At 44.1% G+C, this 13,883-nt stretch carries 10 protein-coding genes and 1 tRNA gene; 3 read left to right on the top strand and 8 right to left on the bottom strand.

From position 1 onward, the window contains the following. Positions 1-114: 114 nt before the first annotated feature. A complete protein-coding gene (locus tag AB5443_RS10635) occupies positions 115-372 on the bottom strand; it encodes a DUF4143 domain-containing protein (protein WP_368119609.1) in 258 nt (85 codons plus the stop codon). An 831-nt stretch (positions 373-1,203) separates the two neighbouring features. Here AB5443_RS10635 and AB5443_RS10630 point away from each other — a divergent pair. Beyond that, positions 1,204-1,677, top strand: coding sequence for a hypothetical protein (locus tag AB5443_RS10630; RefSeq protein ID WP_022137167.1), 474 nt, complete (start codon positions 1,204-1,206; stop codon positions 1,675-1,677). Between the two features lie 148 nt (positions 1,678-1,825). On the opposite strand, the gene AB5443_RS10625 is transcribed toward AB5443_RS10630, so the two are convergent. Continuing rightward, entirely contained in the window at positions 1,826-2,836 is a 1,011-nt protein-coding gene (locus tag AB5443_RS10625; protein ID WP_195406100.1) for a 2-oxoacid:ferredoxin oxidoreductase subunit beta, read from the bottom strand. A gap of 3 nt (positions 2,837-2,839) precedes the next feature. After that, complete coding sequence (locus tag AB5443_RS10620) at positions 2,840-4,690, bottom strand: 2-oxoacid:acceptor oxidoreductase subunit alpha (RefSeq protein ID WP_368113461.1); 1,851 nt, start codon at positions 4,688-4,690, stop codon at positions 2,840-2,842. 203 nt (positions 4,691-4,893) lie between these two features. Here AB5443_RS10620 and AB5443_RS10615 point away from each other — a divergent pair. Next, positions 4,894-4,965 (top strand) — tRNA-Arg (locus AB5443_RS10615). A gap of 174 nt (positions 4,966-5,139) precedes the next feature. Here the strand turns inward: AB5443_RS10615 and secDF are convergent. From secDF to AB5443_RS10590, 5 genes are all read right to left on the bottom strand, one after another. Then, complete coding sequence (secDF, locus tag AB5443_RS10610; protein ID WP_368113462.1) at positions 5,140-8,157, bottom strand: protein translocase subunit SecDF; 3,018 nt, start codon at positions 8,155-8,157, stop codon at positions 5,140-5,142. Positions 8,158-8,322: 165 nt separating this feature from the next. Then, complete coding sequence (locus AB5443_RS10605) at positions 8,323-10,407, bottom strand: M3 family metallopeptidase (protein WP_368113466.1); 2,085 nt, start codon at positions 10,405-10,407, stop codon at positions 8,323-8,325. Positions 10,408-10,438: 31 nt separating this feature from the next. After that, complete coding sequence (locus AB5443_RS10600) at positions 10,439-11,524, bottom strand: endonuclease/exonuclease/phosphatase family protein (protein WP_277134745.1); 1,086 nt, start codon at positions 11,522-11,524, stop codon at positions 10,439-10,441. Positions 11,525-11,528: 4 nt separating this feature from the next. Next, entirely contained in the window at positions 11,529-12,434 is a 906-nt protein-coding gene (locus tag AB5443_RS10595) for a rhomboid family intramembrane serine protease (protein ID WP_022136652.1), read from the bottom strand. Next, positions 12,415-13,089, bottom strand: a complete 675-nt coding sequence (locus tag AB5443_RS10590) for a rhomboid family intramembrane serine protease (protein ID WP_097677813.1) — start codon at positions 13,087-13,089, stop codon at positions 12,415-12,417. The genes AB5443_RS10595 and AB5443_RS10590 overlap by 20 nt, the downstream gene beginning before the upstream one ends. 221 nt (positions 13,090-13,310) lie before the next feature. Here AB5443_RS10590 and AB5443_RS10585 point away from each other — a divergent pair, with 221 nt between their 5' ends. Further along, the gene (locus AB5443_RS10585; RefSeq protein ID WP_022136564.1) at positions 13,311-13,583 is read left to right on the top strand and encodes an HU family DNA-binding protein; all 273 of its coding nucleotides are present in this window, start codon (positions 13,311-13,313) and stop codon (positions 13,581-13,583) included. The last annotated feature ends 300 nt before the right edge of the window (positions 13,584-13,883 follow it).

The following is a 13,883-nucleotide window of genomic DNA, read 5'->3' as shown; positions in this document are numbered from 1 at the left end:
CTGATAGCTATTTCCGTTGAATATATCTTCTGTTATCACTATTTTGGGATAGTTATCCTGTATCTTTAGCAGGTTTCCAAATTCCCTTTCTGCTGTCTTGTCGCTATCTATTTTTTAAGCGACCTGTATATATAGTTTTTCTCCATTCTTTTCTCCGATAAAATCAATTTCCTTATCTCCGTAATAGCCAACCTTAATATCGTAACCTTTGTATAAAAGGTGGTTATACACTAGATTTTCCAATATTTTAGTTTTGTCTGTTATGAGATATCCGATGACAATGTTCCGGATTCCCATATTTTCGAAATAATATTTCTCTCCTATCTCAAATACGCGTTTCCCAATTAAATCATACCGCTCTACCCGGTGGATAAGGAAAGCATTGTTTAAATATTCTGTATAGCTTGTTATGAAGTAAGGAAGTGTTAGTTATCTTGCCTTTATCCTTGCGTTAGGCTGCCGGTATTCTTTCATTAGATTACCGGTATTGTTATCTCACCACGGCCGTGGTAACTATTCGTCACGGCCATGGTAGGCTCTCTTCACAGCCGTGGTAGGAATTTGTCACGGCCGTGACGAATTAGTGATATCGGTAATCTAACGAAAGGATACCGAAGAGATAACGTTAATATCCCGTTAGTATATCCTATGTTTTATAGGGGGATGGGATGATAATACCCTGAGAGCAAAAGTTACTCTCAGGGTGCTATCATAACCTGCTCTCATAGCTGAAGCTACGATGAATAAAGGCTTTGAAGAAATTTATGAGGGTATGAGGGTAAATCGTGAAAACTTTTGTTTGGAGTGCGTGTTTATTTCTGAAATCGAATTAGCTCATATCCGCACCGTTATGAATTAAATAGTTTAATAAATCATTTAAAAGAACACAGTGGTGATATTTATTTTCTTTAGAAAATCCGTATTATAATTCCTTTCCTTTGTCTGACTATTTTCCATAGAGTTCTTGGTAAAGAAAAAAAAGGTTGTATCTTTGCAGTACTCTTCTTACAACCAGGCAGGAAACCTGCCTCTTTTCGTGGCGGGCATTTTTATGCCTGTCTAGATGCTCCATATGGCGGTTTCGTACCCCCGTGTGGAGTGTTAATGCACCCACTGCCTGGTTGGTGAAGAGTAACGGGAAAGGCGGAACCGCTCTTATTATTCAGAAAATCTTCGCCTGCCACATAACTCATAATCATTATTATGGAAACGACCCAAGTATCCGTTCAACCAACGGTGGGAGGCATGGTAGCAACTCCCAAAAATGTATTTTATGTTCCTAACGAAGAATTGAAGGACTTTTATCTCAAATTCGCCCATTTCCTAAATCCGGGTTCCTGCTCCGCAAACCGTACTGAATTTGAAATACTGAACATTCTGCGGAAAGAGCTAAAGAAAAACATGGACGCATTGAATCGCCTGAACATGCATGTATGGCACGAAGGTATAACGGAAATTCAAACCTTATGTGGAACTTACTCCATACAGGACAATTTGGGCAAAAAGGAGCGCATGCAAATGAATATTTCTATGGGGAAACATTTGCAATTTCTCATTCAATCAACGATGGATAGCCCTGTATTTAAACAGATGTATAAGAACTACTCTTTGCATTACAATCGCTTGGAAGGCTTGCTCAAGCAAATGGCAAAGGATATGAATCTGCCAAAGGAGTAATCTTGAATAGTCGGGGAGAATACTAAAAAGTAGATTATCTGTCCTTATACTTATCCAAAGATATAGTGATGAGTTTCAAAGTATAAAAAAGATGGAGAAAGGGAACTGAGCCTCTTTCTCCATCTTTTATTTTAGGGTAGATAGTGAATTACTTCACTTCCCAAGTCTCATTAGTCATCAACAGCTCCTGGAAATTGTGATATTTCTTCTTGCTTTTGATTTCTTCGATTTGTTCTGTAACTGCATCGTTGTAGGTCGGAGCGTCTACGTCACGGATTACACCGAGTGCAATCGGGAAGTCAGGGCCTTCCATCAAGGCAAGTTTCAGTTGAAGTGTATTGTCCTGGCAGTGTGCGTCGTGGATAAGGATATCCTTTTCTGTGATACCGTTCTCGCCGAGTTTCACTACTTTTAGCCCGAAGCCTTCCTGCATCAATCCGAATTCTTTGTTTTCGCCGAACAACATCGGTTTGCCATGCTCCAGATAGATAGCGTTCTTGGCGCGTCCCTCTTTGGTAGCAACGCTGGCGTGAGTTCCGTCGTTGAAGATAACGCAGTTTTGCAGAACTTCTACAACAGAAGCGCCTTTATGGTTGGCTGCTGCTTTCAATACTTCTACCGAAGCGGCACCATCTACTGCAATACAGCGTGCAAAGAAGCGTCCGCGGGCGCCGAATGCCAGTTCAGCGGGACGGAAAGGATCTTCCACGGTTCCGTAAGGAGAAGACTTGGTTACAAGTCCGCGTTCCGAAGTCGGTGAATATTGTCCTTTTGTCAGACCATAGATACGGTTGTTCAACAGAATCATATTCAGGTCGACATTGCGGCGTAAAGCGTGGATGAAGTGATTACCACCGATTGCCAGGCCGTCACCGTCACCGGAAATCTGCCAGATAGTCAAATTCGGATTGGCTACTTTAGCTCCTGTTGCAATAGCGGCTGCACGTCCGTGGATGGTGTGGAAACCATAGGTATTTACATAATAAGGCAGACGGGAAGAACAACCGATACCGGAAATTACGGCAATATCGTGCGGAGCTGTTCCCAGTTCGGCCATAGCTTTGTGCAGTGAATTCAGGAAAGCGTGGTCACCGCATCCCGGACACCAGCGGGGCTGGCCTGATTTATAATCTTGTACGGTATATACTTTATCGCTCATCTCTTATTCCTCCAATAATTTAGTAAATGCATCTATCAATTCTCTCGTAACGAAAGGCTGTCCTTTCACCTGGTTGAACTGGCTGATGTTCAATCCGGGCACTTTCATGCGCAGGTAACCTGCGAATTGCCCCAGATTCTGTTCAGCTACCACGATTTTCTTATATTTACGCAATACGTCAGCCGTGTTCTTTGGCAGCGGGTTGATGTACTGGAAGTGTGCGAAAGCCACTTTCTTTCCATGTTCGCGCATATAGTCCATAGCCAGACGGAGATGTCCGTAAGTACCGCCCCAACCAACAATCAGCAAGTCTGCGTCTTCATCGCCCAACACTTCGAGTTCGGGGATATAGTCTGCAATCTTGTCCACTTTGGCTTGGCGAAGGTGAACCATCTTGTTGTGGTTTTCGGGTTCAGTGGAGATAGCACCTGTTTCGTTGCTCTTTTCAAGGCCACCGATACGATGCATGAAACCTTCTGTTCCCGGAGTAGCCCAGTAGCGTACGCCTGTTTCTTCGTTACGTTGGTAAGGAGTCCAGCTGCCTGCCATGTCCGGAGTTACATACGGAGGATTGATGGCTGGATATTCGTTCAGGTTAGGAAGTCTCCATGCGGCAGAACCGTTAGCTACGAAAGCATCGGTCAGTAATACAACCGGAGTCATGTGTTCCAGGGCAATCTTACATGCCATATAGGCGGCGTCGAAACAGTTGGTCGGTGATGTTGCGGCGATTACAGGCATCGGGCTTTCGCCGTTGCGTCCGTAAAGAGCCTGCAATAAGTCGGTCTGTTCCGATTTAGTGGGAAGACCGGTAGACGGACCGCCACGCTGTACGTTGACAATCACTAATGGAAGCTCGCCGATAACAGCAAGGTTCATCGCCTCACTCTTCAGGCAAACACCGGGGCCGGAAGTCGTAGTCACTGCCAAAGCACCTGCAAATGCAGCACCGACAGCGGAAGCACAACCTGCGATTTCGTCTTCGCATTGTACGGTTTTTACGCCCAGTGATTTATGCTTGGCTAATTCATGCAGAATATCGGTAGCCGGGGTGATAGGGTAAGAGCCCAGATAGAGTTCCAATCCTGCTTTTTCGGCGGCGGCAATCAATCCGTAGGCAGTTGCCTTGTTACCATTAATATCTGTATAAAGTCCCTTTGATTTCGGGGCTTTGCTTTCAATCTTATAAGTGGAGACAGAAGCGTGAGTGTTTGCTCCGTAGTTGAAACCGTCGTTCAATACCTTGATGTTAGCTTCTGCAATTTCGGGCTTTTTGGCGAATTTCTCACGAAGCATTTTCTCTGCCGCTGCCAGGTTACGGTTGAACAACCAGCAAACTAGTCCGAGGGCAAACATATTCTTGCAACGAAGAATGGATTTGTTGTCCAGTCCCGAGTCTTTCAGGCTCTCTTTACACATGGAAGAGATAGGTACTTCGAGTACTTCCTGCTTAACGTCCAGTTCTTCAAAAGGATTGTCAGTCTTGAATTGTGCCTTTTCCAAATCTCTGGCTTCGAATGAGTCGGAGTCGGTGATGATAAGTCCCTGCGGTTTACAGAATTTGATTTGTGTTTTCAGTGCGGAAGGGTTCATTGCTACCAATACGTGGCAACGGTCTCCGGGAGTGTAAACCTGTCCGGCACCGATGTGTACCTGGAAACCGGAAACACCGGTCAGCGAACCTTGCGGGGCGCGGATGTCTGCCGGGTAGTCGGGGAATGTACAGATGTCATTTCCTACCGTAGCCGACACGTTCGAGAAGATGTTGCCGGCCAGCTGCATGCCATCGCCGGAGTCGCCGGAGAAACGTACTACGACTTCCTCCAATTCTTTAACCATCATTTCGTCTGCCATAACTTTAATTACTATATTTAATTTAAAAACTGTTTTTACTTTCAATTTGTGAGCGCAAAGGTCGGAAAGTTAATCGAATTATCAAAATAAAACGTACTTTATTGTCCTATTGACGCAAAATATTAAGCTTATATGAAAGGAACCTGCATTTTTATTCTTGTTAAATCGACAGAAACCGTTATCTTTGCAAACGAATTTACAGCGGTCCTGTAGTTCAACGGATAGAATAGAAGTTTCCTAAACTTTAGATAGGGGTTCGATTCCCCTCGGGACTACTACAAAGAAGAATCTATGGGAAGTTGTGTTGTCGGCTTTCATACTGTATCAAGTTTTAAGTTTTACAATGGCTTCTTTCAAGATTAACGTCTTATAGCTTCTATTTGTTTTAATAATCAATAGAAAAAGCCTCTTCCGGATTTCGGAAGAGGCTTTTTCTATTTCAGGAATTGTTATTCTTCCGTAGCGGCTGCAGCTACTACTTTTTTGTTCTTCATCATGTTGTATGCAATTGGAGACGCAATGAACAATGAAGACAATGTACCGATAACCACACCGAGAATCATCGCGAATGCGAAGCTGCGGATAGAGTCACCACCGAGGATGAAGATACACAGCAACACGATCAATGTACTCAATGATGTATTGATGGTACGGGCCAGTGTCGTGTTCAGAGAGTCGTTGAACAACACGCGCTTGTCACGTTTCGGGTACAGGCCGAAGAACTCACGCACACGGTCGAAGATTACCACCTTGTCATTAATAGAGTAACCGATAGCCGTCAGGATAGCACCGATGAATGTCTGGTCGATTTCCAGAGAGAACGGCAGGATACCCCAGAACAGTGAGTAGGCACCGATAATCATAATGGTGTCACAACTCAAAGCTACGATAGAACCGATACTGTAAGCAATGTTACGGAAACGGAGCAGGATATACAAGCCGATAGCGAGCAATGCCAGTACTACGGAGTAGATAGCGCCTGTCTTGATATCGTCTGCAATACTCGGGCCCACTTTCTGTGAACTTACGATACTACCACCTGTGTGGTTGTCGCGGTCAATGAAAGTTTCTAATGTAATGTTCTGAGTCAGTACCGGTTTCAATGTTTCGTACAGATATGCTTCGATTTCCGAGTCCACATTGTTACCTGCATCTTCGATGCGGTAGTTTGTGCTGATACGTACTGTTTTCTTGTCTGTACCGATAGCGATTACACTGACGTTAGCATCACCGAACTTGCTGGAAATCAGTTCGCGTACTTGTTCCGGTTCAACCGGGTTTTCGAACTGTACTTTGAAGTTACGTCCACCGGTGAAGTCGATACTCTGGCTCAAACCACGGATAGCAAACGAACCGATGCAAACGATGATAATTGCGCTAACGATAATCATGGATTTCTTGTTGGTTCCCATGAAGTCGAAATGCGTATTGGCCATCAGGTTCTTTGAAATCTTGGTCGTAAATGTCAGGTTCAACCACTTGTCTTTGTTCATGAAGTGTTCGTAAACCAGACGAGTCATGAATACGGCAGTAAAGAAGGATACGAGGATACCGATAATCAATGTTGTAGCAAAACCGCGAATCGGACCAGTACCGAAGTTGAACAGGATGATACCTGTGATGATAGATGTCAAGTTAGAGTCGAAGATAGCCGAGAATGCGTTGGAATAACCGTCAGCAAGTGCTTTCTTCACTCCCTTGCCTGCACGAAGCTCTTCTTTGGTACGTTCATAGATAAGTACGTTCGCATCCACTGCCATACCCAGTGACAATACCATACCGGCAATACCTGACATTGTCAGTGCGGCCTGGAAGGATGAAAGGATACCCAGTGTGAAGAAAAAGTTGAGAATCAATGCGCAGTTGGCAACCATACCCGGGATGAAACCGTACATGGAGCACATGTAAACCATCAACAGAATCAGAGCCACAACGAATGAGAAGACACCCGCGTTGATAGATTCCTGACCCAGTGACGGACCAACGATATCTTCCTGTACGATGTGTGCCGGAGCCGGCATCTTACCTGATTTCAATACGTTTGCCAAGTCCTTTGCCTGTTCCGGTGTGAAATGGCCTGTAATCTGTGAACGTCCGCCTGTGATTTCAGAATTTACGTTCGGTGCAGAATATACATAGTTGTCAAGAACGATAGCGATGGAACGGCCGATGTTCTGCTTGGTCAACTGAGCCCAGCGGCGTGCACCGTCAGAGTTCATTGCCATGCTTACAGCCGGTTTGCTGTATTGGTCGAATTCGTCTTTAGCATCTGTTACTACGTCGCCTTCCAACGGAGCTTTGCCGTTACGTTCGGTAGATTTGATAGCGTACAATTCGAAAGTCTGTCCTTTCTTGTCAAATTCAGAAGGAGAAACACCCCACTTCAAGCGAAGGTCTTTCGGAAGTTCTGCTTTGACTTCCGGCATAGCTAGGTACTTGTTGATCTCGGCAGTGTCTTTGTAGTTGGCATAACCAATAACAGGACCCTGTCCGCTGGAATTCAACTGAAGCATTGCCAACAGAGGATATTGCTTTTTGATTTCTTCCATGTTGACGGCTGCTTTGTCTTCAGCGGCTGCGTCACCTTTCAGGGCGGCTGCAAGGCTGTCGGCAGCGCTTACGGCTTTTTTCTCAACCGGAGTAGCTTCGGTGAGGACTGCGGCTTCGATTGTGTCTCCGTCAACAGTTGTCTCTTCAGTCAATATCGTACGCAATTTTGCGTCTGCAGATTGCATGGCAGGAAGAATTTCCTTAGCTGTATAAGTTTCCCAGAATTCGAGGTTGGCAGAACCTTGGAGAAGTTTTCTCACACGTTCCGGCTCTTTGATACCCGGAAGTTCCACCATGATACGTCCCATTTTGTCTTCCAGGCTTTGGATGTTCGGCTGAACAACACCAAAACGGTCGATACGGGTACGCAGTACGTTGTATGAGTTTTCAACTGCGGCTTTTACTTCTGCTCTCAGCACTTTTTCAACTTCAGCATCTGTTGATTTCTGGTTTACTTTGTCTTTCAACTGTTGTGTTGCGAAGAGTTCGGAAAGTTTTGCGTCCGGAGCAATTTTGTGGTATTCTCTGACAAACAGGGTGATGATGTCATCCTGGCTGTTGACAGCTTGCTTTGCAGCTTCTGCCAGTGCCTTGTTGAAAGCTTCATCCGGCTTGTTGTCTGCCAATGCTTTGATAACATCAGGTACGGAAACTTCAAGGATAACGTTCATACCACCTTTCAGGTCCAAACCTAAACTAATCTCCATTTCACGACAATCTTTCAGCGTCCAGTTACCCAGCCATACTTTCTCGTTGGAGAGAGAGTCGAGGTAGTCCTGTTCCACTTTCGGGTCGCCGTTCGCAATTTCTTTCGCCTTGTTGGTATAATGGCGTGTTACGAAGGAGAAGGAGAGGTAGAACACGCATACCAGCGTGAGTAATACCGCAAAAACCTTTACAAATCCTTTGTTTTGCATTTTACTTTTAATTTATGATGATTACTTTTTTAATTTAATTTTCAGTTAAATTCTGTCGTACACAAGTGCTTTTTGCCGCATACAAGGCTGCAAATATAGTTTTTTTTTCACATTTATATGTAAGAAGCCCTCAAATATTTGATGTTTAAGGGCTTTTTTGCAGAATTATTTCATTCCCCTGTTTTTCAGTAGCGGTTCCAGGCTCGGCTCTGCCCCGCGGAAATTCTTGTAAAGCACCATCGGGTCTTCACTGTCCCCCTTCTCCAATACGTTGTAGCGGAACAGGTCGGCAGTGTTCTTATCAAAGATTCCATGTTCTTTGAAGGCTTCAAAGGCATCATTGTCCAGTACGTTTGCCCATAGGTAGCTATAGTATCCGGCAGCGTATCCGCCAATGATATGGTTGAAGTAAGTGACACGGTAACGAGGAGCAATTTCGGGGATAAGATTGAGCTTGTCCATAGCTTCTTTTTCGAAAGAAAGCATATCCATATTCTTTACATCTGTCACTGTATGCAAGTCCATGTCGAGGATGGCGGCAGCCAGTAGTTCCGTGGTCATGAATCCCTGGTTGAAGGTCTTTTGTTCCAGTATTTTTTCGATGATTTCATCGGGGATTACTTCTCCAGTCTGGTAATGTTTGGCATACATTTTCAGTACTTCCGGTTCGGTAGCCCAGTGCTCGTTGATTTGAGAAGGAAGCTCTACAAAATCACGTACGACGTTGGTGCCGGATGTTCCTTTGTGTTCGCATTTTGTCAGTAAGCCGTGCAGGGCATGGCCGAATTCGTGGAACAGTGTTTCCACTTCGTCCATCGTCAGCAGGGAAGGAGTGTCGCCTACCGGTTTGGTGAAGCTGCAAACATTGCATATCAACGGACGGGTAGCTCCCTGTTGTTCACGGTAGTTGCTCATCCATGCGCCGCCGCTTTTTCCGGCACGCGGGAAATAGTCTACATAGAAGATTCCGAGCTGGGAACCGTCAGCGTCTTTCACTTCAAAGACTTCTACGTCAGGATGGTAGGTCGGGATTCCTTCGAGTTTGCTCAAAGTGATACCATAAAGTTTGTTGGCCACGGCAAATGCGCCTTCACGTACATTTTCCAGTTTGAAGTAGGGCTTTGTATCTTCTTCGGACAGGTTGTATTTTTCTTTGCGTAGTTTTTCGGTATAGTACCACCAGTCCCATGCTTCCAGTTTTTTGCCTTTGCCTTCTTTATCCATCAGTTTCTGAAGTTCTGCGGCTTCTGCTTTTGCTTTCGGCAGTGCATAGCTCCAGAGGTTGTTCAGGAGTTCCATTACGTTCGTGGCGTTCTTCGCCATTGTTTCGTCCAGAACGAAGTTGGCGTAGCAGTCGAAGCCTAATAGATTCGCCTTTTCAAGGCGGAGAGAGACGATTTTGCGGATATTTTCTTTATTGTCGTTTTCATTGTTGTTGTTTCCCCGATTGATGTAGGCTTTGTACATTTGTTCGCGGAGCGGGCGGTTATCTGCATATTGCAGGAAGGGCAGACGGCTTGCATTGTGCAGGGTAAACAACCATTTGCCTACTTGTCCGGCCGCTTTTGCTTCTTCGGCTGCGCTTTGGCGGAACCATTCGGGCAGTCCGGTCAAATCTTCCTCCTTATCAACGAAAAGTTGGAAAGCGTTATTCTCATTCAACACATTGTTGCTGAAAGTGATGCCGAGTGTAGAAAGCTCTTTGTTGATTTCGCGGAGACGGGCTTGCTTTTCTGCGCTGAGGTTGGCTCCCGAACGGACAAATCTTTTGTAGGTTTTGTCTAACAGGCGGCTTTGCTCTGTTGTCAGGTTCAGTGAGTCTTTTTGCAGGTAAACATCGTTCACGCGTTTGAAGAGTTTCTCATTCAGGGAGATATTATCTTCGTGTTCCGAAAGAACGGGTGCCATCTTCATCGAAAGTTCAGTCAGGGCGTCGGTTGTTTCCGCGTCTGTCATATTGAAGAAAATGGCACTTACACGATCCAGGACAGGTGCGCTGTTGTCCAAAGCTACAATCGTATTCTCGAATGTCGCAACTTCCGGGCTTTCGACGATAGCTTCTATATTTTGGTTTTGCTCTTCGATACCTTTCAGGAAGGCGGGTTCGTAGTGTTCCAGTTTAATTTTGTCGAAAGAGGGGACACCATACTCGGTTTGAAACTCTGTAAAGAAAGGATTGCTTTCTGTTTTCGTAGTACAGGAGTACATCATACAACTTACTGCTAAAAGGGTTAGTGTTTTTTTAATCATCATAAGTGTTTTATATTAGAGTTTACAGTTCTTATCGCTTGCTGATATAGCACCAGATAGGATAGTGGTCGGAAGCCTTGATAGACCGGTCTACAGTGCAGTTGTAGGCTTTCAGGTCGGGGCTTATCAGGATATTGTCGATTCGGAAATAGAACTTGTTCTGATTGTAGGAAATCCCCAGCCCCTTGCCGGAGTGGGTGAATGCGTCGTCCAACTTTTGGGTAAGGATACGGTGTGTGTACGAGATGGAACCGTCGTTGAAGTCACCGCATGCTATAATGGTCGGATATTTGCTTTCCGCGATGTATTTGGCAACGGAATCTGCCTGTGACGCGCGGATGGCCGATGCTTCCGCCAACTTCCTTACCAGTTGCCGGAGTCCGGTTTTTACCTTTCGCGCATTCGGGTCTTTTATCATGTCTTCGTAGATTCCCCTGTCTTCCTTGGTGAGTTTGTTGGATTCCAAATGGTTGTTGATCAATGTAATGGTGTCATTGTTTACCTTCAGTACATATTTCATAGACCCGTTATAACTGCTCTTGTATTTGATGGGCTGCGACGAAAGTATGGGAAATTTTGAGAAACAGGCAAGCTGCACTTCTCCTATGCCTTGTTGATGGATGGACTGGTAGGGGTATGCCTTCAATGCTTTCTTCACGTCCTGTTCCGTCAGAAACTTCTTGTTGGTAGCTGTATTATATTCTTGCAGACAAATAATATCGGCTTTACTGTCCGCCAGATAGGACAGGACAGGATTCTTCCCGTTTTCCTTTTCCAGATTGCTAAAGCTCATCACGTTGTAAGACAGCAGCTTGATACTCCCTTCGGGTATCGTTTTAGTGGTGGAATTAAAAGGAATATAAGTCCGTATTTGCGGAATACAAACCAGAAAACCGATAATTGGTAATAAAGCATAGCGGTAATTGATAAATGCCCAAAAGACCAAAAATAAGAGGTTGATAGTCAGAAATATCGGGAATGCAAGTCCCAGGCTCGAAGCCAGTGGGTTTACTTTGGGATTTAGATAAGGACTATAGGCGCTTAGTATCAACGTTCCCACAAGGAAAGCGTTGATAGCCAGTATCAGATATGCGACAATTTTGCCAATATGCTCCATTCTTTTATCTTTTGCTTGCGTCGAACAAGCTTTTCTTTTCTTCTGTAGTGAGACTGTCGTAACCGGATTTTTTCAGTTTCTCCAGGATACGGTCTACTTCTTCCGACTGTGCTTTCTTGCGGGCGTTATAATCGTAATCCTTCTCATGACCGGTAGCGCTACCACCGTAATGTACTTTCATTTTAGGTTTACGTTTCCATGTTTTCTTTTGGAACAGAGACATGAAACCATCCAGGAACCAGTTAATCCAGGAAGTCAAATCGATTCCTTTACTTAGGCTGGCGGCAAACCAAAGTCCGGCAAGGGCACCGCCTAAATGGGCGATATGTCCTCCCGCATTGCTTGAAGTGATGGATATTACATCAATGCCGATAACAACCAATGCCAGGTATTTGAGACGGATAGCACCGAACAGGAAAAGTTGTACCCGGTAATTAGGTTCCCGATAAGCTGTGGCTGCAACGATAGCCAGCACGGATGCCGATGCCCCGACCAATGTGGAACCTGCTATCTGCGAACTGAATAGAGGAAATACATTGTAAGCAACCATATATAGTAAGCCGCCGCAGATACCTCCCAGTACATACAGACCTCTTAAATGCTTTGCAGAGAAGAAGTGAAGGAACAGGCTGCCGAACCAATACAGCCAGAGCATATTAAATAAAATATGCAGGATGCCCGCATGCATAAACATATAAGTGAGCAGCGACCACGGTCGATGAATAAAACCAATAAAGGATGCCGGCAGGGCGAAAATACCGAATATATCGGGAATACTGAATCCGAATAGTTGCAGGAAAACATTAATCAACGTACCGATAATAAAAATACCGACGTTGATATAAATCAGTTGGATAAAAATATTTCCTCTTCTGAATGTTTCTTTTAAATCAGCTATAATATGTCCCATTGTTATTGCTTTTTTTTCTCCAATATAAAATCAGAATCAGTCCGAACAACATTCCCCCCAAGTGGGCGAAGTGAGCGACATTATCTCCGGGATTATTGGCAAATCCTGACCATAACTCAATTGCTGCATATCCGATAACGAAAAACTTCGCTTTGATAGGGAAAGGTAACGGGAAAATGAACAGCTTGTTGTTGGGGTATAGCATACCGAATGCCAGCAATATAGCGTAAACGGCTCCCGAAGCACCTACGGTGGTCATCATATTCAGATACTGCTCCATAGGGATAATGGCTGAACCTATATTCACTTCTGCATAATGGCTGAGTTCCGTAACATACTGAATATATTGCACACCTTCCTGAATAAGTCCTGCACCGATACCGCAAATGATATAGTAAAACAGGAAACGTTTCGGTCCCCAAGTTTGTTCGAGAATCGGGCCGAACATGAAAACGGCGAACATATTGAAGAAAATATGGCTGAATCCGCCGTGCATGAACATATAAGTGATGAGCTGTGCCGGGTTGAAGTCACTTGCGAGGAAAAAATGTAATCCCAGATAATTAGTCAAATCTAAACCATATCGTTGAGCAACGAGTGTACCGAAAAATACCAGTACATTGATAATTATCAGGTTTTTAGTTACAGTTGGCATCATTTTAATTTCTGAATATTTAGATAATAGACGCAAAAGTACGAATAATTTCTGTTTTAAAGCATGATTTTTGCTCCCTATTAGCTCTTTTTCAACAATTTGCTGCGTTTTTTTTATGTTTTTATTTGATATGTTGTTTTGTTCGGCTATATTTGTGAAATCAATCCATTGAAAGATAATCTTTTGTGTAACATATATATTAATTAATCATTTTACGTATTATGAATAAGTCTGAACTTATTAGCGCAATGGCTGCTGAGTCTCAAATGAGCAAAGCCGATGCAAAAAAAGCACTTGATGCTTTTATCACTTCAGTTACTAATGCTATGAAAGCCGGTGAAAAAGTATCCCTCGTTGGTTTTGGTACTTTCTCTGTAAGCGAAAGAGCTGAAAGAACTGGTATTAACCCTTCTACAAAGGCAACTATTACTATTCCTGCTAAGAAAGTAGCTAAGTTTAAAGCTGGTGCTGAATTGTCCGCAGCTGTTGAATAAGATATATAGTTGAAAGAAATTAGAGAAGAGGTTGTGTCAAAACGCTGACACAGCCTTTTTTTATGCGCAAAGCCCAGACTTTCTCAAGCCCGGGCTTTGTTATTACCCAAAGTTTTCGTATCTTTAGGTATAAAGTTTTTCGTTATGGCAAAGTTACATTTTCGTCCTTACATTCCCAATCAAACCGTTCTTTTTCCACAAAGAATTGATGAAAACATAGCTACGACCGACCCAGTCCGCATCGTGAATGCTGTTATTGACAATCTCAATCTTGAGAGTTTCAAGAAGCTTTATAAGGAA

Origin of the sequence: Bacteroides sp. RTP21281st1_H5_RTP21281_210402, assembly GCF_040918965.1 — a bacterium.
In the GTDB taxonomy this organism is placed as follows: Bacteria; Bacteroidota; Bacteroidia; order Bacteroidales; family Bacteroidaceae; genus Bacteroides; species Bacteroides congonensis.
The sequence above is the reverse complement of the archived record's forward strand: the minus strand, read 5'-3'. Positions and strand labels throughout refer to the sequence as shown.

What these genes read in the sequence shown, in the direction of transcription:
- AB5443_RS10595 (WP_022136652.1), bottom strand. Translation starts at nt 12,434, where the DNA reads ATGGGACATATTATAGCTGATTTAAAAGAAACATTCAGAAGAGGAAAT.
- secDF (WP_368113462.1), bottom strand. Translation starts at nt 8,157, where the DNA reads ATGCAAAACAAAGGATTTGTAAAGGTTTTTGCGGTATTACTCACGCTG.
- AB5443_RS10600 (WP_277134745.1), bottom strand. Translation starts at nt 11,524, where the DNA reads ATGGAGCATATTGGCAAAATTGTCGCATATCTGATACTGGCTATCAAC.
- AB5443_RS10590 (WP_097677813.1), bottom strand. Translation starts at nt 13,089, where the DNA reads ATGCCAACTGTAACTAAAAACCTGATAATTATCAATGTACTGGTATTT.
- AB5443_RS10620 (WP_368113461.1), bottom strand. Translation starts at nt 4,690, where the DNA reads ATGGCAGACGAAATGATGGTTAAAGAATTGGAGGAAGTCGTAGTACGT.
- AB5443_RS10630 (WP_022137167.1), top strand. Translation starts at nt 1,204, where the DNA reads ATGGAAACGACCCAAGTATCCGTTCAACCAACGGTGGGAGGCATGGTA.
- AB5443_RS10605 (WP_368113466.1), bottom strand. Translation starts at nt 10,407, where the DNA reads ATGATTAAAAAAACACTAACCCTTTTAGCAGTAAGTTGTATGATGTAC.
- AB5443_RS10585 (WP_022136564.1), top strand. Translation starts at nt 13,311, where the DNA reads ATGAATAAGTCTGAACTTATTAGCGCAATGGCTGCTGAGTCTCAAATG.
- AB5443_RS10625 (WP_195406100.1), bottom strand. Translation starts at nt 2,836, where the DNA reads ATGAGCGATAAAGTATATACCGTACAAGATTATAAATCAGGCCAGCCC.